This window comes from Auritidibacter sp. NML120636 (genome assembly GCF_003185945.1).
Taxonomy (GTDB): Bacteria; Actinomycetota; Actinomycetes; order Actinomycetales; family Micrococcaceae; genus Auritidibacter; species Auritidibacter ignavus.
On sequence record NZ_QHLO01000003.1, the window covers coordinates 88,727 to 114,659 of the forward strand.

At 58.8% G+C, this 25,933-nt stretch carries 27 protein-coding genes, 2 tRNA genes and 1 pseudogene; 11 read left to right on the forward strand and 19 right to left on the reverse strand.

The genetic code is table 11. From position 1 onward, the window contains the following. Positions 1-6: 6 nt before the first annotated feature. Positions 7-774, forward strand: coding sequence for a GNAT family N-acetyltransferase (locus DCC25_RS03675; RefSeq protein ID WP_110100645.1), 768 nt, complete (start codon positions 7-9; stop codon positions 772-774). A gap of 48 nt (positions 775-822) precedes the next feature. On the opposite strand, the gene DCC25_RS03680 is transcribed toward DCC25_RS03675, so the two are convergent. The 4 genes from DCC25_RS03680 to DCC25_RS03695 form a co-directional block, all read right to left on the reverse strand. After that, positions 823-2,097 (reverse strand): folate-binding protein YgfZ, encoded by a 1,275-nt coding sequence (locus DCC25_RS03680; RefSeq protein WP_110100767.1) that lies wholly within the window; start codon positions 2,095-2,097, stop codon positions 823-825. A gap of 13 nt (positions 2,098-2,110) precedes the next feature. Beyond that, positions 2,111-2,776, reverse strand: a complete 666-nt coding sequence (locus DCC25_RS03685; RefSeq protein ID WP_110097948.1) for an FABP family protein — start codon at positions 2,774-2,776, stop codon at positions 2,111-2,113. Positions 2,777-3,037: 261 nt separating this feature from the next. After that, entirely contained in the window at positions 3,038-3,403 is a 366-nt protein-coding gene (locus DCC25_RS03690) for a hypothetical protein (protein WP_110097949.1), read from the reverse strand. Between the two features lie 18 nt (positions 3,404-3,421). Further along, entirely contained in the window at positions 3,422-4,330 is a 909-nt protein-coding gene (locus DCC25_RS03695) for a hypothetical protein (RefSeq protein WP_158524709.1), read from the reverse strand. 91 nt (positions 4,331-4,421) lie between these two features. On the opposite strand from DCC25_RS03695, the gene mshD reads away from it, so the two are divergent. The 7 genes from mshD (at position 4,422) to asd (ending at position 9,746) form a co-directional block, all read left to right on the forward strand. After that, positions 4,422-5,372 (forward strand): mycothiol synthase, encoded by a 951-nt coding sequence (mshD, locus tag DCC25_RS03700; RefSeq protein WP_158524710.1) that lies wholly within the window; start codon positions 4,422-4,424, stop codon positions 5,370-5,372. Continuing rightward, complete coding sequence (locus DCC25_RS03705) at positions 5,369-6,391, forward strand: NUDIX hydrolase (protein WP_233487895.1); 1,023 nt, start codon at positions 5,369-5,371, stop codon at positions 6,389-6,391. The genes mshD and DCC25_RS03705 overlap by 4 nt, the downstream gene beginning before the upstream one ends. Before the next feature lie 74 nt (positions 6,392-6,465). Beyond that, positions 6,466-6,819, forward strand: coding sequence for a GNAT family N-acetyltransferase (locus tag DCC25_RS03710; protein WP_110100648.1), 354 nt, complete (start codon positions 6,466-6,468; stop codon positions 6,817-6,819). 69 nt (positions 6,820-6,888) lie between these two features. Next, complete coding sequence (locus DCC25_RS03715; RefSeq protein ID WP_166769858.1) at positions 6,889-7,725, forward strand: thymidylate synthase; 837 nt, start codon at positions 6,889-6,891, stop codon at positions 7,723-7,725. Between the two features lie 49 nt (positions 7,726-7,774). Beyond that, entirely contained in the window at positions 7,775-8,290 is a 516-nt protein-coding gene (locus DCC25_RS03720) for a dihydrofolate reductase (protein ID WP_233487896.1), read from the forward strand. After that, positions 8,283-8,564 (forward strand): NF038396 family protein, encoded by a 282-nt coding sequence (locus DCC25_RS03725; RefSeq protein WP_221040954.1) that lies wholly within the window; start codon positions 8,283-8,285, stop codon positions 8,562-8,564. The genes DCC25_RS03720 and DCC25_RS03725 overlap by 8 nt, the downstream gene beginning before the upstream one ends. 6 nt (positions 8,565-8,570) lie before the next feature. Then, positions 8,571-9,746, forward strand: coding sequence for an aspartate-semialdehyde dehydrogenase (gene asd / locus DCC25_RS03730; protein WP_110100770.1), 1,176 nt, complete (start codon positions 8,571-8,573; stop codon positions 9,744-9,746). A 105-nt stretch (positions 9,747-9,851) separates the two neighbouring features. Here the strand turns inward: asd and DCC25_RS03735 are convergent, their stop codons facing one another. The 6 genes from DCC25_RS03735 to DCC25_RS03760 form a co-directional block, all read right to left on the reverse strand. Next, the gene (locus DCC25_RS03735) at positions 9,852-10,934 is read right to left on the reverse strand and encodes a UDP-N-acetylmuramate dehydrogenase (RefSeq protein ID WP_110100650.1); all 1,083 of its coding nucleotides are present in this window, start codon (positions 10,932-10,934) and stop codon (positions 9,852-9,854) included. Continuing rightward, positions 10,931-11,440 (reverse strand): MaoC/PaaZ C-terminal domain-containing protein, encoded by a 510-nt coding sequence (locus tag DCC25_RS03740; protein WP_110100651.1) that lies wholly within the window; start codon positions 11,438-11,440, stop codon positions 10,931-10,933. The genes DCC25_RS03735 and DCC25_RS03740 overlap by 4 nt, the downstream gene beginning before the upstream one ends. A gap of 3 nt (positions 11,441-11,443) precedes the next feature. Continuing rightward, on the reverse strand, positions 11,444-11,893 hold the full coding sequence (locus DCC25_RS03745; protein ID WP_110097957.1) for a MaoC family dehydratase N-terminal domain-containing protein: 450 nt from the start codon (positions 11,891-11,893) through the stop codon (positions 11,444-11,446). Between the two features lie 76 nt (positions 11,894-11,969). Then, positions 11,970-12,233: a hypothetical protein gene (locus DCC25_RS03750; RefSeq protein ID WP_110110256.1), complete on the reverse strand. Its 264-nt coding sequence runs from the start codon at positions 12,231-12,233 to the stop codon at positions 11,970-11,972. Between the two features lie 92 nt (positions 12,234-12,325). Further along, positions 12,326-12,946: a hypothetical protein gene (locus tag DCC25_RS03755; RefSeq protein ID WP_110100652.1), complete on the reverse strand. Its 621-nt coding sequence runs from the start codon at positions 12,944-12,946 to the stop codon at positions 12,326-12,328. Between the two features lie 144 nt (positions 12,947-13,090). Then, positions 13,091-14,491 (reverse strand): L-serine ammonia-lyase, encoded by a 1,401-nt coding sequence (locus tag DCC25_RS03760; RefSeq protein WP_110100653.1) that lies wholly within the window; start codon positions 14,489-14,491, stop codon positions 13,091-13,093. 408 nt (positions 14,492-14,899) lie between these two features. On the opposite strand from DCC25_RS03760, the gene DCC25_RS03765 reads away from it, so the two are divergent. Continuing rightward, positions 14,900-16,312 carry a Na+/H+ antiporter family protein gene (locus tag DCC25_RS03765; RefSeq protein ID WP_199445862.1) on the forward strand — a complete coding sequence of 471 codons (1,413 nt, stop codon included), beginning with the start codon at positions 14,900-14,902 and terminating at the stop codon, positions 16,310-16,312. A gap of 59 nt (positions 16,313-16,371) precedes the next feature. On the opposite strand, the gene DCC25_RS03770 is transcribed toward DCC25_RS03765, so the two are convergent. From DCC25_RS03770 to DCC25_RS03780, 3 genes are all read right to left on the reverse strand, one after another. Continuing rightward, a complete protein-coding gene (locus tag DCC25_RS03770) occupies positions 16,372-16,833 on the reverse strand; it encodes a DUF4190 domain-containing protein (protein WP_110100654.1) in 462 nt (153 codons plus the stop codon). Positions 16,834-16,913: 80 nt separating this feature from the next. After that, entirely contained in the window at positions 16,914-18,005 is a 1,092-nt protein-coding gene (locus tag DCC25_RS03775; protein ID WP_199445863.1) for a DUF4190 domain-containing protein, read from the reverse strand. Positions 18,006-18,477: 472 nt separating this feature from the next. Beyond that, entirely contained in the window at positions 18,478-19,161 is a 684-nt protein-coding gene (locus DCC25_RS03780) for a DUF4190 domain-containing protein (RefSeq protein ID WP_158524711.1), read from the reverse strand. Between the two features lie 600 nt (positions 19,162-19,761). On the opposite strand from DCC25_RS03780, the gene DCC25_RS03785 reads away from it, so the two are divergent. Beyond that, on the forward strand, positions 19,762-20,070 hold the full coding sequence (locus tag DCC25_RS03785; protein WP_110097962.1) for a hypothetical protein: 309 nt from the start codon (positions 19,762-19,764) through the stop codon (positions 20,068-20,070). Between the two features lie 19 nt (positions 20,071-20,089). Here DCC25_RS03785 and DCC25_RS11275 read toward each other — a convergent pair whose 3' ends face one another. Together DCC25_RS11275 and DCC25_RS03795 are read right to left on the reverse strand one after the other, a co-directional pair. Continuing rightward, complete coding sequence (locus DCC25_RS11275) at positions 20,090-20,245, reverse strand: hypothetical protein (protein WP_158524712.1); 156 nt, start codon at positions 20,243-20,245, stop codon at positions 20,090-20,092. A gap of 460 nt (positions 20,246-20,705) precedes the next feature. Next, positions 20,706-20,779, reverse strand: a tRNA-Met gene (locus tag DCC25_RS03795). 142 nt (positions 20,780-20,921) lie between these two features. Here DCC25_RS03795 and DCC25_RS11505 point away from each other — a divergent pair. Then, positions 20,922-21,983 (forward strand): annotated as a pseudogene (locus DCC25_RS11505) (low specificity L-threonine aldolase). A gap of 83 nt (positions 21,984-22,066) precedes the next feature. Here DCC25_RS11505 and DCC25_RS03810 read toward each other — a convergent pair. The 4 genes from DCC25_RS03810 to DCC25_RS03825 form a co-directional block, all read right to left on the reverse strand. Next, positions 22,067-22,138 (reverse strand) — tRNA-Thr (locus tag DCC25_RS03810). Positions 22,139-22,252: 114 nt separating this feature from the next. Further along, positions 22,253-22,624, reverse strand: coding sequence for an iron chaperone (locus DCC25_RS03815; protein WP_158524714.1), 372 nt, complete (start codon positions 22,622-22,624; stop codon positions 22,253-22,255). An 11-nt stretch (positions 22,625-22,635) separates the two neighbouring features. Then, positions 22,636-24,483: a DEAD/DEAH box helicase gene (locus DCC25_RS03820; RefSeq protein ID WP_110100660.1), complete on the reverse strand. Its 1,848-nt coding sequence runs from the start codon at positions 24,481-24,483 to the stop codon at positions 22,636-22,638. A 276-nt stretch (positions 24,484-24,759) separates the two neighbouring features. Then, positions 24,760-25,932, reverse strand: coding sequence for a cystathionine gamma-synthase (locus DCC25_RS03825; RefSeq protein WP_110100661.1), 1,173 nt, complete (start codon positions 25,930-25,932; stop codon positions 24,760-24,762). Between the last annotated feature and the right edge of the window lies 1 nt (position 25,933).

Consider the following 25,933-nt stretch of genomic DNA (forward strand, 5'->3'; position numbering starts at 1 on the left):
CCACGCATGAACCCGACCGATCCCTCGGATCACCACAAACGTGTGATCCTGTTAGCCTGGGCCACCTCCATGGGGGCGGACCCCCAGGAGGTGCTAACCGTCGCGGACCACCCCGGCTCCGGACCCCACCGTTTTCCCGTGCTCTCCGACCACGCCGATTCGAAGATCGCCAGCGTGATTCGGATTTACAACATCACGTTCATCTACGGTCCGTCCTGGTTTCTACAGGCCGCCAATGAGATTGATGACGAAATTCTCGCCCTGGAATCCACACTCATTCGTCTCGGCGCCTCGCACGGGGCACGCTCGCTGGGAGAAACCACGCTGTACTATGCCGAGGACCCTCCCGAGATCAGCGGGTCGGATGCGGTAGCGATCAGTGAGGACCGCGAATTTATCACTGAGTTAGAAGCCAGGTGTCCTTCCGACGATGTGGGGGCAGCCGGACTGTCGCAAACCGGGCAAACCTTTGCGGTGGTCTCCGACCAAGACCCCGGAAATCTGCAGGTGGTCGCCGGTTCCGGTTACGAGGAATGGGCGTCGCTAATCGCGGATCTCACGGTGTTGGTTGACCCGGATTTCCGGGGCCACGGCTTAGGCACCTACGCCGTCGCCGTCGCCGCCGAAGAGGCCTTCATGGCGGGCCTGATCCCCCAGTGGCGGGCTGCCATGGGCCACCGCGCGGCCCAACGGATGGCTGATGCCATGGGCTTCCAACTCAGTGGTTCACAGACCACCCTTAAAATTGAGGCAACCGAATCCCACGCCGGATAGCCAGTGGGAGGCTGGAGCAATAGAACACCCTAAAGCCCTGGATGGGCGCTACGAGCGTGAGGTGCCGGGGCGTTGACGTCGTAGATTCATCAAACCGGTGGGTCGCCCCACGGTATTGCCGGCATCTGTGGCCACCAGGACTTGTTGCGTCGCTGCCATATAGGTGTAGTCGGGTGCATCCTCGGCACCGTTCGGGGCGTGGTCGTCGGCGTGATCTGCGGGGAGCTGTTCCCGGATGAGCAACTCTGCCTTAGGGTCCACCGCCCGTTTGATGACTGCCAAGGCGATGGGTCCCATTTCGTGGTGATGGCCCACGGAGGTGACCCGCCCCAGCGCGCGAGCTTTGTCGAGCCTGGCGCGGTCGGCACCGGTTTCGCCACCCTCGGGGCGCAAAATGACATCCGCGCCGGGTTCGGGTAGCCCGTGAACCGAGCCGTCGAGAAGAAGTTGCACCAGTCTGCGGGGCGGATGGCCGAGATTATGAACGCGGGCCACGGTTTCCTGCCCCTTATAGCAACCTTTATTCAGGTGCACCGCGGTGCGGAGCAAGTCTAGCTCATGGGGAATAGAACGCTCGTCGGTATCAACCAATTGACGAGGTCGTCCCGCGGCGACGCGTAGTGCTTCAGCACTCATCATGCCCGCCCAACGGTAGCCGTCAGGCAACAACTGCTCATCACGGTTCGAGCCGGCCAGCGCGGACCGGTCCACTAGGTATTCGTACCAGGACCAGTCCACTCCCGGGTGGTCATCAGGGTCGACGTCCGGGGTATAGGCGTATCCGCCCGGACCGATGTGTGGCCAGGGATCCTGCCAGCACGGGGTCGCGTCCCATCGGGACACTGGGGCGGTCGTTGCCACGACAGCCAGGTCGTCACTACGGTCGGCAATCTCTACCCGGGAGGCAAACTTCATCGCCTCCAGCCATCCGGCCAGCGAGGCACCCAGCCCGGGTTCTACGGTCATCCAGGTCGTCTCGCCGTCGTCAACCAGGTGTACCTGGAAGTCCAAGCGCCCGTGCAGGTCCAGGAATAAGGTCTCAGTGGAGGTTCCCGGTGGCAGGGTCGCCAGATCCTGGGAGCTGAGCACGTGCAATAATTGCAACCGGTCAGCTCCGCTGATGGTCACCACGCCACGGTGACAGAGATCCACCACGGCCCGCCCCCGGTCCAGCGCACGTTGTTCGGCAATGGGATGGCCGTAGTGAGCAGCAACGGGCTCATCCACCCCGCCAGCGGCCACGGCGCCGGGCACTGCCGTGGGTGGTAACAACAGCGGTGACGGATCGGGAACAGTGCGTGTCGTATCGGGTTCAGTCAGCATCGGTGAGATGAGCTCAAGATAGATCGTGTTTTCCCGGGGTATGGACGGTGCCGGGAGCAAGCCGGCCATCGGTGAGACTCTTCATGCGGTCCAGGCTGGCCGAGGCGTGCGGTTGCGCCGGGGACGATGCGGTCTCTTTCACATCCCAGCGCCAGAACAGCTGGCCGTTAACGAGTCCCAGGATGCGTTCGGCGCTGTGGTACTGGCCCGTCAGCTCCCCGCGCATCACGGTCTCGGCGCGCAGGCTAATCTGCGGACCACGCACCACGCCGTAATACAGCTCGCTGAGTGATCCCGGGTGCGTGATGGTAGCCGTGATAGGGAATTCGTCCTCCGAGAACCGCAGGGATTCCACATCATCGGCCGACCGGTAAGCCGGCACCACATCGGCGGGTTTCATCCCGGGACCCACATCGGCGTCGTGGCGTTCGCGCGCCAGAGACCAGAAGCCGGTTTCGATCGTCAACGGGCGAATCAAGGTGGCGTCGGCTTCACACAGCCAGGACTCGGCACGATATTCCAGGAAGGGCAACCCGTACTCGGTGAAATCAACCCTTTGGTAAAAGATCTCGTCAGACTCTGTGCCTTGGCCGAGTCGGCCCTGCCCCTCCCAGGAACCGATCAGCCAGCTCAGTGGCGCCAGCTCGGGAACGAGGTCTACCGGCAGTTCCATCACCATAGAAACGAGGTACTCCTACATCAACCTGGGCGCCTGGCCACGGGGCGAGCACCCAGGATCAGATTGCGACGGCTACTTTTGTCCTTTGAACAGCCCAGCGATCACCAGCACGGCGACGGCGGCCATGCTTAGTGCAATCAGGCCCAGCAACACAAGGAAGAAAATTTCAAGTGCGAGAAGATTCATGGCCCCTATCCTACTGCACTGCCCCGGCTGCGACCGATCCTTACAGGTCGAGGCCCGGGTGTTCGACCACCGGCTTTAGTGACGACGTTGGATGTGGCGCCCTTCGTGATCGGCGTGGAGCCACTGGTCGGCAAATTCTCCGGCGGTGAACGCCTCCAGATCCTCGTTGACAACTTCCAGCAGCTCTTGGTCTCCGCCAGTGTCGACGATGTCCAGGCTCAGTAAGGGCTTTTCGGTCTCACGATCACGGATCACCACCGCGTCGCCGATAACTTCGGAACCTGCGCCAGGACCCGAAAAAGCCGCGGTGAGGACTCCGCCGATGAAACGAAACACTCGTTCCACCCGGTCGCGACCGGCTGGTTCCAGAGCGACGGTGAAAAATTCGTGTGCTGGGCGCCGGGCTTGCTCGACCGAGAGCTCGCGAGAAAATTCAGTCATGTCACTACCCTAAGGCTTTTAGATCAATGCGGGCACTACCCAGACGGTGAAATACTGCAGGATGCCCAGCCCCAGCACGGGAACCATGCCCACTGCGATCGCCGACACCGGTGCATCGCGGATTTCGATGGGGGGTGCGCCCAGGGACTGGAGTTCGGCGGTGGTGCGCCGACCCAGCACATACACCATGTGGTGAACCAGTACGACCATCAAGGCTCCGACCCCGGCGGCAATGACGGTAGGAACAGAAAGTACCAGCGGGTGAGGCAGTTGCAACGCGGTGGTGGTGGCGATACCTGCCACGATCCCTAGGGCACTAGCAAGAAAACGGTGGATGGGAAACAGCGAGACCACACCGGCCACCATCACGCCGATGAGCGCGGTGAAAGCCAACCAGTTCAGGCCCCCGACTTGTTGGGTGGCCTCGATCTCGGCTCCGTAACCGGCGTAGCGCAGGATCCGGTCAACGTCCATGCGGGCAATCAGCGACCACAGTCCGGTCGCGGCCATGATGGAGATCGACACGATTCCCAGTCCCAGACGTGGCGGACGGTTTCCATTTTGCGGTCCCGCGATTAATTCGGTGACGAACAGCGCGATCAGGCCCAGCGATAAGGTGATCGCCACCGGGGCCATCCAAAGATCCGGGCGTGCCATCTCGAAGGAATAATTCCCGCTGAACCGGGTGTCCTCAGGCAACAGGGCCAATAACCAGGTGGAGATCATCCCCACGGCGGCAATCACGGCGATGAGCAGCACTGTCAAACGTCCCTTGACGAGTCGAGCAAGACCCACGCTGAAGACAATAACCAGGACGGTGACAACCCCGGGCACAGCCCAGCGCGCCACGTCGTTGGTCATCAGCACAGCCAGGGAGAGACCCGCACCCGCCAGTAAGGTTCCTAAAGCCGCATATATTAAACGCACGTTTTCATTCTGTCATGGCCTCGGACTCTCGCCGGGATTTCGTGTCTCAGCAAACTTTGGCCTGCAGGCGGACACCGGTACTGTGGAGGCTATGAACTCCCTGCAGGTGCGTGACCACGATCTTAATTCCCAAGAGCTCAGTTATCTTCAGGCCTTGGCAGCCCTGGGGCTTCGCGCAGATAATAATGAGCCATTTTCTGATCAAACCTGGGTCGAGATCCGTAGCGGTCGAGCTGTGGTGTTCACCGCGGACTCTACCTCTCATCCTGGATGGGCGGTCGCGGCGGCACTGGTTGGCCAGGGAAACGCTGAGGACCCATATCTCGTGGAGATGGTGGTTCATCCCCAAGAACGCGAGCGCGGTCTCGGCTGTGCTGTGGCGGATAAAATCGCCTCGTATCTTCAGCAAAACGCGCCCGCCGACGCGCTGGTGACCGCCTGGAGTCACGGCAATCACGAAGCTGCGAATATTTTGGCCCAGCGGTACGGTCTTGCCCCGGTCCGTGAGCTGTGGCGGATGGGGCTCATCGGCTCTGAAGGGTCCCACTGGCCAGATCACCCACCGCAAGGTTATCGGTTCCGCACTTTCGTACCCGACCAGGATGACCGTGCCTGGCTCGAGGTGAACGCCGCGGCCTTCGTGGATCATCCCGAGCAGGGCAAAATGACCCTTCAGGATCTGCAGTCACGGATGAAACAGGACTGGTTCAGCGCTGATGGGTTTTTTGTGGCTGAGCAGGAAGATACCGGAGACATGGCGGGATTTCACTGGACGAAGGTGGTTCCCGGTGCTGAGTCCGGAGAGGTTTATGCCGTCGGTGTTTCCCCCGAGGCTCAAGGTAGCGGACTGGGACGAGCACTCACCGCACGCGGGATGAACCATCTTGTCGAAAATGGTCTCACTCATTTGGTGCTCTATGTCGATGCGGACAATACACCCGCGACAAAATTGTATGACTCGTTAGGATTTTCTGTGGAGAATGTCGATGTCATGTTTTCGTCGACGACGTCCCGACATCATGTCCAGGAGAATGATTCGTGAGTTCGGTAGCCGAATATATTCAGGATCTCACCGCTCAACGTACCTCATCTGCGGTGGAAGATCCCGGTCCAGCATCTGACATCGTCGCCTGTGGAATCCTCCCTTGGCGTTGCGAGCGTGGCGCGCTCGAAGTCTTATTAATTCACCGTCCCCGGTACGACGACTGGTCGTGGCCCAAAGGCAAACTCGATGAGGAGGAGACTCTACCCGAGTGCGCGATTCGCGAAACACGAGAGGAGATTAATCTCGACGTCGAGTTGGGCATCCCTCTGCCGATCATCCGGTACCAGGTGGAGGGAAAGTCAAAAGAAGTCTGGTACTGGGCGGCTGAAGTCACCATGCAGCAGCCCCGTGCTGATCAGGGTGAAGTCGATCGGGTGGAATGGCTTTCCGTAGAGCAGGCTCGTCAACGGTTGACCAATGACAATGACCACCAGCCTCTCGACGCCCTGGTTGAAGCATTCGAGAATAAGACGTTGAGAACGCGTCCCTGCCTGTTTTTACGTCACGCCAAAGCCAAACCACGCTCCAGCTGGTCGCGGGCCGAATCGGAACGCCCACTGGCGGCCACCGGGCGTCGTCAGGCCTGGACCGTAAAACGCCTGCTGGAGGCCTGGTCGCCACAGCGAGTGATCTCCTCGCCCTGGGTCCGTTGCATGCAGACTGTGGCGCCTTTCGCCAAGCAGGCTAAGCGAAACGTCAAACAACGCGATATTCTCACCGAAAAGCAAGCCGGTAAGAAGGCATCGAAAGCCACCAAAGAGTTCCTGGCGCAACTTGGTAAGAACCGCCCGCGGGTCATCTGCACTCATCGGCCCGTTTTCCCGCGTATTTTTGAGGCTATCAAGGCACACCTCAAAAAGTACGCCGAGTCTAAAGACCTACGAGACCGGTTACTCAACGCCCTGCCAACGGACAATCCCTACGTTAGCCCTGGTGCGGTGATTGTGGTGCATCAGGCCGTGGATCGCCAGCTACGTATTGTGTCCGTCGAGATCTACGATTCCTACGACCTTTAACGCAGATAGTGACGTCTGCCGGGGACATGCCGGTAGGATTCAGGACAAGAACTATTCGGAGTGAGGAAACTGAGATGACTGAGGTACAGCCCGGATCCGAGAACCAACCGGCCAAGAACGTCCATCCCGGAGCAACTATCAGATTGTCTGAGTCCAATGATCGGTTTGAGCTGTGGGACAACGGCGAATTCATCGGCTTTCTCGGATTCAGTGTAAACCCCTCTACCGATGAGAATGGCCGTGAAGTCCTGCACCTGCAACACACCATCATCTCCGAAAAATATGGGCGCCAGGGGTATGCACGCGCCCTGGTCACCATGGTGTTAGATCAATTACGTAAAGATCACGTGCAGGTCATCTCCAGTTGCTCCTATATCGACCGTTACTTGCAACGCTACCCGGAATATCAAGACATGGTCGTTGACTGACACCGACGATAAACCGATTTCAGCACACATCCCAATACACCCCATAACCTTCAGGAAGAGGCTACCGACGTGTCTGCGTCAGCTGAGGATATTGTCACGCCCTACGAGGACCTTTTGGCCGATGTTCTGAAGCATGGAACCGCCAAAACCGATCGCACCGGAACCGGCACCTATTCGGTGTTCGGACGTCAGATGCGGTTCGATTTGAGCTCCTCGTTCCCGTTGATCACCACTAAACGGGTCCACTTCAAGTCCGTGGTGCTCGAGCTGCTGTGGTTCCTGCGTGGTGAATCCAATGTGCGGTGGTTGCAAGAACGTGGCGTGACCATCTGGAATGAATGGGCCGATGAAAACGGCGATTTGGGGCCGGTCTACGGTGTCCAGTGGCGATCATGGCCCACTCCCAGTGGCGAGACCATTGATCAGATCAGCCAGCTGATGCAGAATCTGAAAACGTCCCCGGACTCCCGTCGGCACGTGGTGACCGCATGGAACCCGGGACAGCTCAGCGAAATGGCGCTTCCGGCCTGTCACGCACTCTTCCAGTTTTATGTCGCTCCGACGGCTGACGGTTCGACCCCAGTGCTGTCCTGCCAGCTGTACCAGCGCTCGGCCGATATGTTCTTGGGAGTCCCATTCAACATTGCGGAATACTCATTGCTGACGCTGATGATCGCCGACCAGTTGGGATACCAACCCGGTGAATTCATCTGGACTGGCGGTGACACCCACATTTACACCAATCACGTGGACCAGGTGAAAGAACAGCTCACCCGGGCGCCCTACCCGTACCCGCGGGTGCGGATCCGGCGAACACCGCAGGACTTGTTCAGCTATGAGTTCGAGGACTTTGAACTCCTCGATTACCAGCACCACCCGACCATTAAGGCTCCCGTTGCAGTCTGATCACATCTCAACCGAAACCCCATCGACACCTCAGCGCCCACGGATCGGGATGATCTGGGCCCAAACCTCCACCGGGATCATCGGCGATCAAGGGGGCATGCCCTGGGACGTTCCGGAAGATCTCAAACACTTCCAACGTGTCACCACCGGCCACCCGGTGGTGATGGGACGTCGCACCTGGGAGTCGTTCCCCGAAAAGTTCCGCCCGTTGCCGAACCGGGATAATATCGTGGTCTCCTCGTCTCTGGACCCCGACGAGGCGTCAGGTGCCAGTGTGTTCACCGACCTCGACGCGGCGCTGGATGCCGCCATCGAGCGCGCCGAGAACGGAGAAGTCTGGATCATCGGCGGAGCAACTCTCTATGTGGCGTTGCTACACCGTGCAGACCTCATCCAACGTTCCCTGCTTCGCGTCAACGTTGACGGAGACACTAAAGCGCCTGAACTCGATGAAGCCTGGCACCTGACCCAGGCCGATCCCGAAAACCCCGAGCAGTGGCACCGTTCCCGGTCCGGAGTGGACTACCGGTTTGAACTCTGGGAAAGGACCACTGCTGATGGCTGAGCACGACACCTCCTCATCCACGCACTCCACGGACCCGGGGACGACAACAGATAGGGCCCAGGTGCTGACCTTTTTGGCCTTGATCGCTGCTCCCATTCTCGCCGTCGTCAGCGCCGGGATGGGACTGGTGCTGATCTTGACCGAACGAACCATCGCCGGAGTGATTTTCATTCTGATTCCCACCCAGGCATTTCTTGCCCTGGGTATTTGGGCCTATACGGCCCGAAAACGTAATTTTTCCCACAGTTCCTCGCCATCCCAGTCGGTAGAATAGATGAGCATGACCGTAGATGATGCACAACAATTCCAACATGCTGACCCCGCGCAGAACCAGACGGTAGGAATCGTCGGATGGCGTGGCATGGTGGGGTCAGTCCTGATGCAACGGATGCAAGAAGAAGGGGACTTCTCCAAACTGAATCCCGTCTTCTTCTCCACATCTTCTCCCGGTGCGCCGGCCCCGAGCTTTTCTTCCGCTGAAGACAACGGTGTCCTGCAAGACGCCTACGATATCCAGACGCTAGCAAAGCTTCCGGTCATCATCACCACGCAGGGTGGTGACTACACCAAGAAGGTCCACCCGCAGCTGCGTGAAACCGGCTGGGACGGCATCTGGATTGATGCCGCATCCACCTTGCGGATGAGCGCTGACTCGTTGATCGTGCTGGACCCCATCAACCGGCCCGCCATCGACGCCGGTTTGCGCGACGGTATCAGAGACTTTATTGGCGGTAATTGTACGGTGTCCTGCATGCTGATGGGCCTCGGTGGCCTCTTTACCGCAGGGCTCATTGAGTGGGGCACCGCGATGACTTACCAAGCAGCCTCCGGCGGCGGCGCTAAGCACATGCGCGAGTTGCTCTCCGGTTTCGGCACCCTGCACCAGTCAGTGGCCGATGAATTAGCTGATCCGTCTTCGGCCATTTTGGAGATTGACCGCAAGGTCTTGGCCTCCCAGCGCGACGGGTCCATGGATACCACCGAGTTCGAGGTACCCCTGGCCGGTTCGTTGATCCCATGGATTGACTCCGAGCTGGACGGCGGTGTCTCCCGCGAAGAGTGGAAGGGTGGCGCTGAGACCAATAAGATCTTGGGACGGACCGCCGAGTCCGAGCGCATCCCTTTTGATTCGATTTGTGTGCGGATCGGTGCGTTGCGTAGCCACTCGCAGGCCTTGACCCTAAAGCTGACCCGTGATGTTCCCCTGGATGAGATCACCGATCTGATCGAGCAAAGCAACCCGTGGTCCAAGGTCGTGCCCAACACCAAGGAAGCGACCATGCAAGAGCTGACTCCCGTCGCAGCTTCCGGGGATATGACTATCCCGGTGGGCCGGTTGCGGAAGATGCAGATGGGGCCGGAGTACCTGTCGGCCTTCACGGTCGGCGACCAGTTGCTCTGGGGCGCCGCCGAACCGGTGCGCCGGATGCTGATGATTGCCACCGGTAACCTCTAAAAACCACCAACCACAGTGGGGCTAAACCTTTTGTTGCGGGTTGGGCCCCGCTGTGGTGTCAGTAGAGCGTGGGCCAGTCCTCTAAGACCCTGTCTGGGAGCACTCTTAGAAGGTCACACCCACCAACACAGGTTCCGGACGTAGCTCAATACCCCAGTGGTCCAGCACTCCATCACGCACCGTGCGGGCAACCTCCAGCAGGTCCTCGGTGCTGGCCTCTCCCCGGTTGGTCAGCGCCAGAGTGTGCTTGGTCGACAGTGAAGCCCGCCCGTGGTCGAGGTGAAAGCCTTTGTGGAATCCCGCGTGGTCGATCAACCAGGCTGCCGAGAGTTTTACCATCCCATCACCGGCACCAAATCTCGGGGCGGCCTCGGGCAGATGAGTAGTCCGTTCGACAGGCACAATCGGGTTGGTGAAGAACGAGCCGGTGGACCAGGTATCGTGGTCGGCCGGGTCCAAGACCATCCCTTTGCCCGTGCGCAGTCGGATCACTTCCTCACGGATCCGGTGGAGTCCGGCGTGACTGCCCAGCTCGACATCAAGCGCTTTGGCCAGTTGCCCGTATCGGACCGCAGCGTTTTCTCCGGTGTGTTTCAGGTGAAAATCCACGCTGAGCACAATCCACCGTGGTGAAGCGTCGTGCTCGACTCGTGTCCCGGCCAGGGCGTCGTGCAGGCTCCGCTTGATGACCGAGTCCCGGTATCCGAAGTCCAGCTCATCGGCGGCCAGTTCCACCACGCGGTGGGTTTCTCGGTCCAAAGCCCGGATGCGTTGCAACGATTCGGAAATATCGGCCCCATAGGCACCGACGTTCTGGACCGGAGTGGCCCCAACCAACCCGGGAATCCCGGAGAGCGTTTCGACTCCGCTGAGGCCTTGTTCGACGGTATAGGCCACAAAGTCATCCCAGGTTTCTCCGGCAGCCACGCGCACAACCGTATAGTCATCGTGTTGCTGCAACGTGTCGATGCCCCGGGTGCAAATCTGCACGACGGTTCCGGGGAATCCCCGATCGGCCACCAGCAGATTGGAGCCACCGCCGAGCACCAGAAGTGGCTGATGGGCCGCATCGGCGGCGGTAACGGCCTGAATAAGCTGGTCTTCAGTCTCTGCACGGATGAGGCTCTGCGCCGGGCCGCCGACCCGAGAGGTGGTCAGCTCAGCAAGCGTGATCGGCGACGGGCTCATGCCACAGGATCCAGTTGCACGAGCACCTGTGCTTTGGTGAGCACCTTGCTGTCACCGTCGTCAGGGTTGGTGACGACCAGATCAATACGGACCACCCCAGTGTCTGCGGTGACGGCACCGACCTTGGCGGTAATGGCCAGGCGAGCTCCGGCCGGGCCGGTGGTAAACGGCTGGGTGGGGTCTGCTTCCGGGGTGGTCTCAGCAACGGGCACCATGGACGTAAAGCGGGATTGGTAGTCCAGAATACGACCGGGATCGGTGCACCAGTGGCTGACCAGATCCACCGCGGTGCCCATCGAGAGCATCCCGTGAGCGATCACGCCGGGCAGTCCAGAGGCCCGGGCGGTCTCCTCGGACCAGTGGATCGGGTTGGCATCACCGGAAATTCCAGCGTAGCGCACCAAATCGGCCCGGCGCAGTTCCACGGTGGTTTCAGAGATGATGTCTCCTGGGGACAGCTCGGAGACGACCGGCAGTGCTGGTTGTGCTTGTGGTGACGTGGTCATCGCTTAGGCCTCCTCATCTACCGCACGCACCAGCAGGCTGGAGCGCACGGTGGCTACCTGCGTGTCGGTGGCATCGGTCACCACGGTTTCGGTGGTCACCATCCGGTGTCCACCCAGTGCTTTATCCGAGGCAACCGTGGCGCGGGCGAACAACTCGTCACCGGCCACAATAGGACGGGATAGGCTGAAGCGTTCATCGGCGTGAACCACCCGGGAGAAATCGATCTCTGCCTCGGGATCCGCCAACACTGCAGCTTCGGCACGTTGAGCCAACGTCACCAAAAAAGTCGGTGGCGCCACCAGGTCCGCATAGCCAGCCTGCTGCGCCGCCTGCACCTCACGGTGGACGGGGTGGGTGTTTTTGGTGGCCAAAGCAAAGTCGCGAATCTTTTCCCTGGCGACGAGATACGGTCCTACAGCCGGGTATTCACGGCCGGTGATCGGTGAACTCACGAATCGTTCGTCCTCTCAACTTGTCAAAACAGTCCGCACGCAATGATCCCAGTCTACCCAGCACCGCGAGAAGTACTCAGTTACGGGGTACTCCCCCGCGCTGATCACGGTCGCGCTGAGCTTGGCGAAAACGAGTCCACTGCGCAAAGAGGTGAATGACAAGTCCCAACCCGATGACGCCCAGCGCAATCCAGGAGATCACCATCACCTGAGCAATAGCGCCAATAATGGCCAGGAGAATCCCCAGTCCCAGGACCGCCATCCCACTCAGAAGCGCGCGTCGGTACACCGTGGATCCGGTCTCCCACGGGTTATACCCGCCACGTGGATTGTCTGCCATAGCATCCATTATTCCGGTTCGGATGACCCTAGCCGCATATGTTGCCCACGCGACCGGCACCGACAGCGGTCCCCCCCCCACCTGGATCAGATCTAGGGCTCGATCACCTCATTGACGTCATCGCCAATGCCAGGCTCGCCACCGGAGCCTTGCTGGTTGCCAGGGTTGTCGGGCGAGAGTTGCTGTCCGTGCTCGTCTGGGGCTTGGCTGGGCTGTTGTTCTCCCGGAAGACCAGATTGCTGGTCCTGTTGCCCCGGCTGGTTCGGCCGGCCTGGCTGGTTCTGGTTGTTTTGGTCACCTTCCCCGGTTTGCCCGTTGTCTTCTTCCACGATTTCTTCGGCAGGCGACGGGCTGGGCTCGGCATCGCCTTCGCCACCATCGGGGCGCAAAAAGATCCACAGCAACACACCGGCCACGATCACCAGAACCACCACGATCAATCCCCACCAGATCCACGACTTTCCGCCCCGCTGCGGTTGATCAGGCTCCATGACGTCCCCGGATCGGCTCACGTGGAGTGGCTCGGAATACGCCTCAGCACCGGACTGATAGGAAGAATCCGAACGGTGTCGGCCATAGACCTCCTCATCCGATCCCGGAGGGTCGAAACGTACCGTGGGGTCCGTTGGACCGTGCTCGTCGGAGGAGAGATGATCCTGCGGGCTACCCCACGAGGAGTTATTGTTGTTGTTCCACGGATGACGGTCATTCATGTTCTGGCCCTGGCTGCTGGTTGGATGGGGAGCGTACCCGGCAAACCTTTCGCCGGTTCCGTGTCACTGGTGAAATTCAGCAATCAGTAGGAATGTTCCCGACCCTCACGAGCAGTTTCCAGCACATGTGGTGCGGTTGGTGGTTTAGCAGTCAGGCATCCGCACAGTGACAGCCAGACCGCCCCGGGAGGTTTCCTTGTACTTATCCATCATGTCGGCACCGGTGGCACGCATCGTTTCAACGGCCATGTCGAGGCTGACTCGGTGCTCGCCGGCATCATCGAAATTCGACATCCGTGCGGCGTTAATGGCCTTCACGGATGCGATCGCATTGCGTTCGATGCACGGAATCTGTACTAAACCACCCACCGGGTCGCAGGTCAGCCCCAGATTATGCTCTAGCGCTACTTCCGCGGCGTGCTCAACCTGTTGCGGTGTGCCACCGAGGACGGCGGACAGTCCGGCAGCAGCCATCGCACAGGCCGACCCGACCTCTCCCTGGCACCCGACTTCAGCCCCAGAGATGGAAGCCTGCGATTTGATGATGATCCCAATCGCTGAGGCGGTAAGCAGAAACTTCACGATGGCGTCGTCGTCAGCTTTTTCCGGGTAAAACTGCACAAAATAATGCATCACGGCGGGAATAATCCCGGCCGCTCCGTTGGTCGGGGCCGTCACCACACGTCCCCCAGAGGCGTTTTCCTCATTGACCGCCAGCGCATAGAGGTTCACCCACTCCATCGCGCTGAGGGGATCAACGTTTTCCGGCGATGCTTTCTGTTCCTCCAGAAGTTGTTGCAGGTGTGCGTAGAGCTTCGGGGCCCGCCGCATCACCAGCAACGTGCCCGGCAACATCTGTTCGGTACGGTGTAGCCCAGTATGCACGCACTCTTGCATCACGTGCCAGATCTCCAACAACCGTTCGCGCACTTCATCGGGGTTGCGCCACTCGATCTCATTCTCCCAGGCGATCTCGTCAATCGACTTGTCCTGGGACCGGCAGTGAGCCAACAGTTCTTTACCGGTGGTGTATTCATGGCGAGCGTGGCGTTCGGTCGTCAACGGAGCGTTCAGTTCGTCCTCGGTGACGACGAACCCCCCACCAATCGAATACAGCACCTGAGCGGCTAACTCCTCGCCCTGGTCATCGTAGATCGCGCACCGCATCGCGTTGGGGTGTGCTGGCAAGGATTTGTTCTGGTGCAACACCACGTCACGGTAAAAGTCGAAACCAACCCGTTGTGTACCGGCCAACAGAAGAGTCTGTTCTTCTTTGGCCTGGTTGATAATATGATCGACCTTTTCAACATCGATGGTGGCCGGATCATATCCGGCCAGTCCGAGCACCACCGCCTGGTCGGAGTGGTGACCCACACCGGTGGCACCCAGAGAACCAAACAGTTCCACGACTGCTCGGTGCGTTCTTCTCAACACCTCGGGGTCAAGATCATTAATGAACGTCGCAGCGGCCCGCATCGGTCCTACCGTATGGGAGGATGAAGGCCCCAGGCCGATGGAAAACATGTCGAGTGCACTCAGCGCCATGATTACTCCTGTATTTCGCCGATCAGGGACAGCCTGCATCGCATCGAGGTTTCACCACCCCGCGTGATGGCGAGTTACAGCTTTCGCCACGACACCGGATGGTGTCATTCCAGTCTTGCATAAACCCCTCGCACCGGTGCGATCAGAAAGTCACAATAGCCTGACCTGGGGGTGAGTCTGCTACCGGCGTCCGCGGGCCGGTGTGGCTGTGCCCGTAGCAGACCATAGTTGCCTATATCGTTGCCATATCTATCCATGCGAGCTCCTGGAACCTACCTCAGCCGTCACGCACCAGCGGTGGCCCGCTCACCACAACGCTTAACTTTGGTGGTCAAGTCATCATTCCCGCCCTGGTGACCAAACATCCTGTGTCGGCTAACCGTGCGCACTACATAAAGTCTCAACATCATGCACAACCGGAGTGTGATCTGGCATAATCTCATGCTCGTGAATGCAGTGATTATCGCCGTTGTCGTTATGCTCGTGCTGGCCGTTTGCCGTCTGCACGTCGTGATTGCACTCTTCATTGGTGCGCTCGTCGGAGGCCTCGTCGCCGGCATGGGACTGGAATCAACGATGGTTGCCTTCCAAGACGGGCTCGGAGGGGGCGCGCGCGTCGCACTCAGCTACGCCCTGTTAGGTGCTTTCGCCATGGCCGTGGCCAACTCCGGGTTACCGAAATTGCTCTCCGACGCGATCGTCAAACGCCTAGATCACTCCAGCGAGGACAAGTCCCAACGCATCGAAGTAGCAACGCGCTATACCCTGATTGCTGGCGTGTTGCTGATGTCGGTCTTCTCCCAGAACCTGATTCCGGTCCACATCGCGTTTATTCCTCTGCTGATTCCCCCACTGTTGGGGGTGCTGAACCGACTGCGTCTCGACCGGCGCGCCATCGCTTGTGTGCTGACCTTCGGCCTGGTCACAACCTATATGTATGTCCCGCTAGGGTTCGGGCAGATTTTCCTCCACGACATCTTGCTCTCCAATATCGAATTGGCAGGATTGGATACCTCCAATATCAACATCATGTCGGTCATGGCCATCCCGGCTGCGGGCATGCTCGTGGGGATGTTAGTGGCGGTGTTTATTACCTACCGCAAGCCGCGTACTTATCGACAACTTAACATCACCGACACGGCCACCGAACCGACCGATAACACCCAGGCCGAGCCTCAGCCCAGCACCTATAAGATCATCTGCTCTCTTGCGGCGATCCTCGCCTGCTTCGGGGTCCAAGTGATCCTGAATATTCTTGGTTCCGAGGCCAACGGCTTGCTCGTTGGTGCCCTGTTGGGACTGGCCATCATTCTGGCCTCCGGAGCGGTAAAGTGGAACGAAGCCGATAACGTATTCAATCAAGGCATGCGCATGATGGCGATGATCGGTTTCACCATGATCACCGCACAGGGTTTTGCCGCGGTGATGGCGGAGTCCGGAGCCATCGAGCCACTGGTGGCCGGTACTCAGGAACTGGTGGGTGATCAGAAGGCCCTGGCCGCATTGGCCATGCTGATGGTTGGCCTGGTCGTGACCATGGGCATCGGTTCCTCGTTCTCCACGCTACCGATCATTTCCAGCATTTACGTTCCGCTGTGTTTGGCTTTGGGGTTCTCACCGGCTGCGACCGTGGCTATCGTCGGTACTTCCGGTGCCCTGGGGGATGCCGGTTCCCCCGCCTCGGACTCCACCTTAGGTCCCACCGCGGGCTTGGGCGCTGATGGCCAACACGATCACATCAAAGACTCGGTGATTCCGACGTTCCTGCACTTCAATATTCCGTTGCTGGTAGCTGGCTGGATCGCAGCCATGGTCCTCTAAGCCACCATGAACTATACCCAGAACCCCATGGCTCCGGGGCGCTCACAGATCCCAAGCGACTAAAGCGTCGCCACCACGGCCGTGAACCAGATGAACATAAGCAGCAGGAAGCCAACGACCAAACCGATAACAACCCAACCGATGATGGCCCCGGCTAGCGCAAGGCCACGGCCCCGTTCTCCAGTTTTCTTAATCTGGCTGAGCGAAATATGCGAGCAGATCACACCGACAATGGGAATGAGTAGCGAGAACACAAACCCAACAATAGCCATAGTGTTAAACGGCGCATAGTATATCGGTTGCCCGATGGGTGGATAGACGCTCTGGCCGTTGGCAACAGTGCTGGGCTCTTGTTGCGGATATCCCCAAGGTGGCGGGGTGCTGTACGCCCGGTAGCTGTCTCCTGGAGCATCCGTGGGCTGAGAAGAACCGGTGGCCCATCCGCCGTAGGGGTCGTCCGTTTCTTGCCGAATGCCCGACCCGGGCACCGTGTCTATCGTTTCTAAGTTTCTGATGCTCATAACGTAAAACCGGACCGAAAAAGAACCCTAGTGCGTTGGCCTGCGAATAGTCCGTATCATAAGCGTAGTGCGAGACCAAACTACTGGGCATACCCTTCTGAATGGCACTTGCCGGTATCAGCCACCATTTGTTCGGCGAGCGCTTCCGATGCGACAAAGAGCTCGGTGTCGTGATCACCGAGAGGGTCGCGCAAGTGCCCGACATAGTCCCGGTACACTTTCTCGGCCTCTGAATCATCGCGAGTATCTGCGAGACGCTCCATCCCATCTGCATACTCATCTGTAGCCGACGGATCCGTGTAATCCACTTCCCATGCGAGCTGCTGATAGTCAGCAAGCGCGTCGCAGAAGGCTTGGTTAACGTCGCCTCCGACCGCACCGCTAGTGTCACTTCTCGCACCGTCAGTGGCATCGGCGGTCGAGTTAAACGAGTCCCCGCCGAAAGGATCTTCACCCAGCGGATCCTGGCTCAAAGGGTCCTCACTCATGGAGTTTTGTCCAAAGGGATCTGCAACTTCCGGTGGCGCTGGGGCCGTGTCCTGTGGCTCCGGGCTGGCTTCTTGCTCTGGCTCAGCACTTTCTGTTTCTTCAGCTGTAGCCTCTTCGCTCGGCTCATCATCGGACTGCCATGGCAGGTTCCCGAATGCAAAAGCCACCACCAGAGCAACAACAGCAAGAACAGTGACAACCCAGCCGATAATAATACCGGCCAGGGCAAGGCCTCCTCCTCGTTCCCCAGACTTCTTAATCTGGCCCCGGGCAACGTGACTCAAAATCGCACCCACAGGAGCAAACAAAAAAGCCAGAATAAAACCAACGATGCTCAACGTATTCATGGGTGGCTGTTGCTGGGGTGGCATACCACCACCGAAGTTGCCGTCATCTCCGCCACCGTAATAACCCCCGCCGGGGCCTGCACCCCAGCCGGTAGGGGGCACCTGACCTCCGAACTGCTCACCCGCGTTCCAGCCGGCGTTCGGGTCGCCAGAGGGCGACTGGCCGGACGGTGGTTGTTGCTGATCCCCGAATTGTTCGTAAGGGTTACTGCGCGCAGAGTACCAGGGTGGAACCTGCGGGGGATTCGACGCAGGATACTGTGGCATCGGCCGCGTGACCTCGGAGGGCTCTTGCCCTTCAGAATCGGGTCCGTAGGGAGGGTAATTATTCGACATCTCCGTTTTTCCTTCGCTCTCTACCGCTGAGCTCCACCCCAAGAGGTCCTGACGATATCAAACCATGAGCCAGCGCTTCTTCGTCAAGGGGTCAAGCGCCTGCCCCTGATACGGTTTTCTCTTGTTGCGGGGTGTGCAGTGTTCAACTTCTCACGCCAGCTATGAAATGAGTCATTCGACACCTTTGCTCCCACGTCAGCAAAATTTTTCTGATGATCGCACACAAAACCTGCTAACACGGTTCTCAGGGTAGGACTATCCTGGCGAATAGAGACTCTCCAGCCAAGGCCCCGATAGAGCGCCAGGCCCGGCGGATCGCTATGCCAGCCTCCCCATCCCCAGTTAGTCCTATAGTAGATGCCGTGCCTTCGGCTCTGCCTCTGTGCAGATCGCGTGTACAGATCTCTCCAGCGTTTCTCGCACATGGACTTGGTTCACATATGTTCCCAAATGAGTGCACGTCAAGGTGACCTCATGCGAACATCGGCACTATGCCACACGAGACAATGTCTTGCCCTAGTTGCTCGGCAGCCTCTTCGCTGAGTTCCACGAATTCGACATCGGTGTTACCTACGGGATCGCGCAAAGCTCTGGCGTACTCTCTGTAGAGTTCTGTCGCGCTGGGATCGCTATGAACATCTGCCAAATGATCATATGAACCGGCGATCTCTTGCATCTCGCCTTGGTCAGAAGAATCTAACCCCGCCATGTTGTCCAAGACCTCGTTGACCGCATCACAATGTGGCGCATTCAGATCTCTGCTAACCACGGCGCCATCAGTCTCATCCGGGTTGACGTCATATGGTTTTCCCCCGAGGGGGTTCGGCCGTGACGCTTCGTGGGTCTGCGTTGGCTCAGCGGACGTGTCCGTTGAATCCTCACTAGTGTCCTCGTCGGGGACGGCACTTGCAGTAACTTCGGTTTCCAATTCGGATATTGTCTGGGTGAACATTGAGAACAAAAAGCCACCAACAGCAAAGAACACGACCAGACCTAAAACAGCGACGGCGGTTTGGGTCCATCCAATGATGATTCCAGCCAGCGCCAAGCCCTCACCACGCTCACCGGAACGTTTAATTTGGCCCCGGGCAATATGACTGAGGATCGCACCCACCGGTGCGAGCAGAAAAGCGAGAATGAAACCGACGATACTCATCGTATTCATCGGCGGTTGCGGATATGGAGGCACGCCACCACCGTAGTAACCACCTGGCGCCGTCCCGCCCCATCCACCGTCAGGTGGAATCTGGCCATAGGAGTTAGGGTCACCAGAAAACTGCGTAGGATCCTGTACTGGATATGGCGGTATCGGCCTCGGTGGGTCCGTATCACCGTTTCTCGCGGAACCGTCGCCGTAGGCAGGGTTATTATGCGACATATCGTGCCCCTTCAATCGTCACAGCCGGAATACGCCTCGGCTGTTACCAATACATCAAATCACAAGTAAGCGTTGAGAAGACAAGATCATAAAGAAAAGATGCTTCTCGGTTCTCTGAACTCAAGGTATGTACTTTGTGCCGATGAGTTAACGGTGTCTGCCCATTCTTCGTCACCGATTCAGCTCTGCCATCTGGCCTGACTGAGCCAAGGAGCCTCATTGGGACCATCACCGAGCGATGATCACGATCCGGCAAGAACATAGGTTCTTGGAGGTGCCCGGTCGGTTCCAGCTTGGTCGAGCCGGCCTGCACGTCCCATTCGTCGAATGAGCAGGCGAGCAAGTTCGACAGAAAAAACACCCCACAAAACGGTGGGGATGAACACCGACTTTTGGTACCGCCCTTGGACCTGGCAAGCACTAAGGATCGTCGATGCCTTGAACAACAACGTCGCCTATCACGGTGGTATCGCCAGCCCGACCACCATTCGACGGATTGCGCAAGAATCCGCTGAATTCCTTAGGGACTGCAGCCGCGTGCGAGCGACCATTCGTGCGAGCTCAACGAGCGTATTCATCCGCGAACATTTGGCTATTTCTCGGATCGTGGAGGGCACTGCTTCCCTGCTCGCTGATGCCGTAGCAGGTTTCGCAAATTATGAGAGTCACGTCGGCATCCACCGCTGACTCTGCCCTGTGAGATGCTTCAGCTCTCAGCTCCCGGTTCTATTGCATCGGTTAACCAACCCAAAAAACGTCCCGTGGCGACGCCCCAGAGAAGGACGGTCGCGAGCGCACAGGTAAAAATCATCACGCCCACCGGCGAGGGCATAAAGCCCATAAAAAACGCAACAACGCTCACCGTGTTCAGTCCTGACTGGTTTACCGGATTTTCGCGAACGCCACCCCGAAGGCCGGCCTGGCACCCGTCGGTTCCAACTTTCACTGCCCACCGGCTATGCCCGTGCTCACTGCTCGCGTGGCCACCAGCGACGACCCGTTTTATGCTGAAGAACACGTGAAAGAGTACCTTAGGTATGCCAACACGAAGTGCCGGTCCTCTGGTGTGTGAGTGATCCCGCACTCAGGGATGTTTCTCCTTAGTGTTTCGGCACACAGTGGACCTACCCAACGCAGGGACCATCAGTGTGAGGAGAAAGAAATCCGTGCCAGAGTAGATCGTCGACGGGCGCCTTCGTCAATGGGAAACATCCTGAGCGCAGGAGCAGTCGTGGAGGATCTCATCTACTGCATCGAGGCTTGACCTCATGTCGTGTGGGCCGTCGTTAGTGCCTCGGAGAGATTCCGCGTGTTGACAAGGGTAGCTGCGGACAGACTCGAACTGTCGACCTCACGATTATGAGTCGTGCGCTCTCACCAACTGAGCTACGCAGCCATAGTGTGCTCTGATCAAGCAACCTATATATTTTCACATAGTTAATATCAGAGAGTCAATTTGGGATGGCGTGATCGCGACGACGGATCCTGTAGATCATCGGCAGTAGCGACACAGATCTGGCTCAGCACGAATGACTACCATGCCAGATCGTGTTGACCACCGATTCCATTCAGACAATACCGCCGGTATACATCCGACGGTGATGGCCGGGCTCGAGCGGGCGAATTCCGGCTATGCCGGCCCCTCCGGGGATGACGATGTCACTGGGGAACTCAATCGTTTAGCGACAAACTTATTCGGTCCTGATGCCGTGATGTTTGCCGTATTCAATGGCACCGGTGGAAATATGGTGGCTTTGCAGGCAATTTGTGGCCACTTCGGCATGGTATACGCACCTGCAAGTTCCCATATTCTCAGCACCGAGTCGACCTCGATCGAAGGGTTGGCGGGGAGCCGTGTCCACCCCTGTCCGGCCCACCCGGACGGAACCTATGATGTGGGGCAGTTGGAGACGGTGCTCACCCCGTCAGTAGTTCGAGACCATATTCATGCGCCACGTGCGGAAGCGGTCACACTGGCGCAAGCCCCCGAACGCGCCGGTCTCTATTCGCCACAGCAACTGCGCCAGCTGACCGAGTGAGCACATCGGCACGGGTTGAAAGTCCACATGGACGGCGCACGTCTTGCGCAAGCGGCTGCGAGTTTGAACTGCTCTTTAGCAGAACTGACCGTTGATGTTGGTATCGATATCCTTACCCTGGGCGCGACCAAGCTCGGCGCGTTAGGAGCCGACGCGGTCGTCGTGCTTCACACGAGGGACCTGAGCGACACTCTCGGTGTCGTCGAGCGGGCTCGCAAATACACCACGCAGTTAGCTTCCAAACAGCGGTTCTTGTCGGCCCAGTTGTTGGCTCTGCTTGATAACGACACCTGGTTAAACAACGCTCAGCACGCTAACGATATGGCGCGCTACCTAGCCGAGTGCGCCACACACTACGACTGGGCTCGTCCGGTTCGCGAGCCCCGCGTCAGTGGAGTATTCATCGCACTACATCCCGACAAGCTAAAGCGTGGGCGCCACCGCTATCGATTACGGCAGTGGGACACGGATGCTCAAGGGTGGCCGGTGGTACGCCTGATGTGCCCCTGGCAAACTTCGCCGGAAAATATCGAGACTTTGTGGAACGACCTCACCGACTGAAGGCACCTGTTTTTGGCTCATTGACAAGTGCCGGGACCTACACAAAGACCCGCACATTGGCCTGTGCGGGTCCTTAGTCTCTGAGCCCCGACCGGGAATCGATCCCGGGACCTCCATCTTACCAAGATGGCGCTCTACCACTGAGCTATCGGGGCAACGAGCAATGAGTTTACCAATGAATTTCGCAGAAGTGAAATCGAGAGGGCAGAATCGCGACGAACATGGTGAACGTCACGATTTCCTTCAGAAAGGTCGGATCTCAGCCAGGGCTAACCGGCGTACCAGAACGTCTTCGAGCCTTTTTTGAGCATGATGGTCTGCTCGACCATCTCGCGTAAAAGAGACCAGTTCACCTCAGCATCCCACGGAATCGTGAATTGGCTCTTGGTCGACTGATAGCCAGCCTCGCTTACTCGAGCGCGGAACTGCTCCAGGATGACGAGTTCGGGTCCCACCGCGATATGAGTTTTCGCCACGCTGAAGGCGATAATAAATGTTCCGCCCAAAGTCAGCATGGGGGTGTTCCATTTGATTTCCACTGTCAAGCCAGCGTGCATGGCCTCAGTAGATCTGACGAGCGCAACGAATTTTTCCTGATGCTCTGTGTCGGCTATCAGCTCGAGATAGTCCTGGAAGGTCACGATCGCAGCGCTCATTTCTTCGCAGCCCGCTTCTTCGCCTTGGACCAGCGTTCCTTCTTCTTTGCGGTCCGGCCCTCACGACGCGAGGTGGTCTCACGATCTCGACGACTCGGAGCCAGCCCCCCACGGTCTTCCGGACGCCCCCGGTCCAATCGCAGGTTAAGACGTCGTCCAGCCACCGTGGCATCGCGCAGGGTAGCAAGCTGTTCTTTGGAGAGCTTTTCGGGTAACTCCACCAACGAGTGCGTGGGACGAATACTGATGTCGCCGATCTCACGGGCATCAAGGTTGGCCTCATTGGCGATAGCGCCGACGATATTGCCAGGACGCACGCGGTCTTTATGTCCCACTGCGATCCAGTAGGTGGCCTTGCCATCGGCTGGGGTAGCCACCCCACGATCGTGGTTCTTGCGGTGGCCACGTGCCGTGCGGTTTTTCTTCCCCCGATCGAGTTTCATGGGGGGTAGATCGGGTTCTTCGGCGAACAGCGGTCGGCCGTCTTGGGCCATCATCGCCAACGCTGCAGCGACGTCAACGGCAGCCACATTGTGTTCGTCGACGTAGCTGGTGACCAGCTCGCGGAACGAGGCGATATCGGAATCTTCTTCCTCACCCAGGGTGGCAGTAATCTGGTCGGCAAAACGCTGTACCCGGGAGGCGTTGACTTCTTCAAGGGATGGCAGTTGCATCTCTTCTACCCGTTGGTCGGTAGCTTTTTCGATTGCTCGCAGTTGGTGACGTTCGCGCGGGGTCATCAGGATGATGGCGTCCCCGGCCCGTCCGGCACGACCGGTACGACCGATGCGGTGCACATAGGAAGAGGTGTCGTGCGGAATGTCGTAGTTGATCACGTGGGAGATACGTTCCACGTCGAGCCCGCGGGCGGCCACATCAGTGGCGACCAGAATATCGATACGACCGGCACGGAGATCTTCGACGGTCTTTTCTCGAATGTTTTGTGGAATATCGCCCGATATCGCGGCCGCGCGAAAGCCTCTGGCCTGGAGTTTTTGGGTAAGTGCCTCGGTCATGTTCCGGGTGCGTACGAAAGTGATGATCCCGTCGGTGTCCTCGGTTTCCAGGATCCGGGTCATGGCCTCGAGTTTCCACGGGAAAGACACCTGGATGTAGCGCTGCCGAATGTTCTGGGCGGTGGTTGATTCAGCTGCGATTTCCACTTGGGCCGGGTCGTTGAGGTAGTCCCCAGAGATCCGCTGAATCGCGCGTGGCATGGTGGCTGAAAACAGCGCGGTTTGTTTATCCTCGGGGGTTCCGCTCAGGATCCGGTCGACTTCTTCCGCGAATCCCATCCGCAACATCTCGTCAGCCTCGTCCAAGACGATGTAACGCACCTGAGAGAGGTCCAAGGACCCTTTTTCCAAATGGTCAATGACGCGTCCAGGGGTTCCCACGACAATGGCGGCGCCACGTCGCAGTCCTGCCAGCTGAGGGCCGTAGGCCGAGCCTCCGTAAACTGGGACGACGGTGGCTTGCGGGATTTCGGCAGCGTAGCTGGTGAAAGCTTCAGCGACCTGCAGCGCCAGCTCACGAGTGGGAGCGAGCACAAGAATGCGGGGAGCCTGGATCTCAGGGTCCCCCGCTAGAGTGTCGAGCAACCGGGCCAGGGCCGGAAGCGCGAAGGCGGCCGTTTTGCCGGTACCGGTTTGGGCTAAACCAACGACGTCGCGGCCCTGGAGCAATAGCGGGATGGTTTCGGCCTGAATTGGCGAGGGCTTCTCATATCCCAGTTTCTCTAAGGGAGCCAACAGTCGTTGGTCGCTGATCAGGTCCGAGAAGGTCACGTGGCCACTGGTCGTGGAGTTTTCGGGCACAGACATGTGCTGTGATGATTCAGTCATCGTGGGGTCCTCTATAGGGGGCAAGGAAACGAATTGGGATCGTTTTTCACACGTATTCCGGAACACCCCTGGTACGCTCCAACAGCGCACCGCACCACAATTCTGGCACCGAGAACCTCGCTCGCCTCAGGCGCGAGAAGACAGCTAGTTCTTTGCCACAGGACATCCCGGGCTATCACAGGATGTTTCGGGGGCAGACCGGACGGTCATTCCTCTAGTGTACGCCACAAGCAACCAGCGGTGACACCTGCAAATACGCCAGCATCATCAGGAATCTCATAGCTGAGCGAAGGCCTGACGGAGGTCTTCGACGAGATCATCGGCGTCTTCAATACCCACCGACAGTCGAACCAGGTCGTCGGGAACGGCCAATTCGGTCCCGGCTACCGACGCATGGGTCATCTCTGCCGGGTAATTCATCAGTGACTCCACTCCCCCCAGGGATTCAGCCAGCTGGAACAGGCGCGTGGACTCGGCAATCTTCTTCGCGACCGGGGCACCACCGCTGAACTGGGCCGAGACCATGCCACCTCCGGCTTTCATCTGCCGGGAGGCCAGCTCGTATTGCGGGTGAGTCGACAGTCCCGGATAGTGCACCTGGGAGACCTGTGGCTGTTCGGTCAACCATTCGGCCACAGCGGTGGCATTGGCCACGTGCCGGTCCATCCGGACACCCAGGGTCTTCAGCCCGCGGGTCACTAGGTATGCGTCCATCGGACTGTTGGTGGCCCCCGCGGCAGCTTGTTGAAATTGAACCTTGTCGGCCACCTCCTGATTTTCGGTCACCACGGCGCCACCGACTGTATCGGAGTGTCCGCCCATGTACTTGGTGGTGGAGTGCACCACCACATCGGCGCCCAGCTGCAGTGGCAACTGCAAATACGGGGTGGCGAAAGTGTTATCGACCACCAACAACGCTCTGTGCCGGTGTGCTAGCTCCGCTAGCCCGGCGATATCGGCGATCTTCATCAGCGGGTTGGTCGGCGTTTCGACCCACAACAGCTTGGTCTCCCGGGCGGTCATCACCTGATCGACCTGGTCCAGGTCGGACGTATCCACCACCGTGTGAGCCAGGTGCCACTGTCCCAAGATCTTGTTAATCAGGCGGTGGGTACCGCCGTAGACGTCATTACCCATCACCAGGTGATCACCGGGAGCCGCCACTGCCATCAGCAACGCGTTTTCGGCGGCCAACCCCGAGGTGAAGGTCATGGCGCGTCCGCTCGCAGAATTACCGGTTTCCAGGGCAGCAATCTGGTTCTGCAGGGCATCACGGGTCGGGTTGGTGCCACGACTGTAGTCATAACCTTGCCGCAACTGGCCAATCGCTTCGGGCGCATAGGTGGTTGACAAGTACACCGGGGGCACGACCGACCCGTTATTCGGGTCAATGTCTTGGCCAGCGTGAATAGCTCGAGTGTTGAAACCGTGGGCACGTTGCTCAGTCATG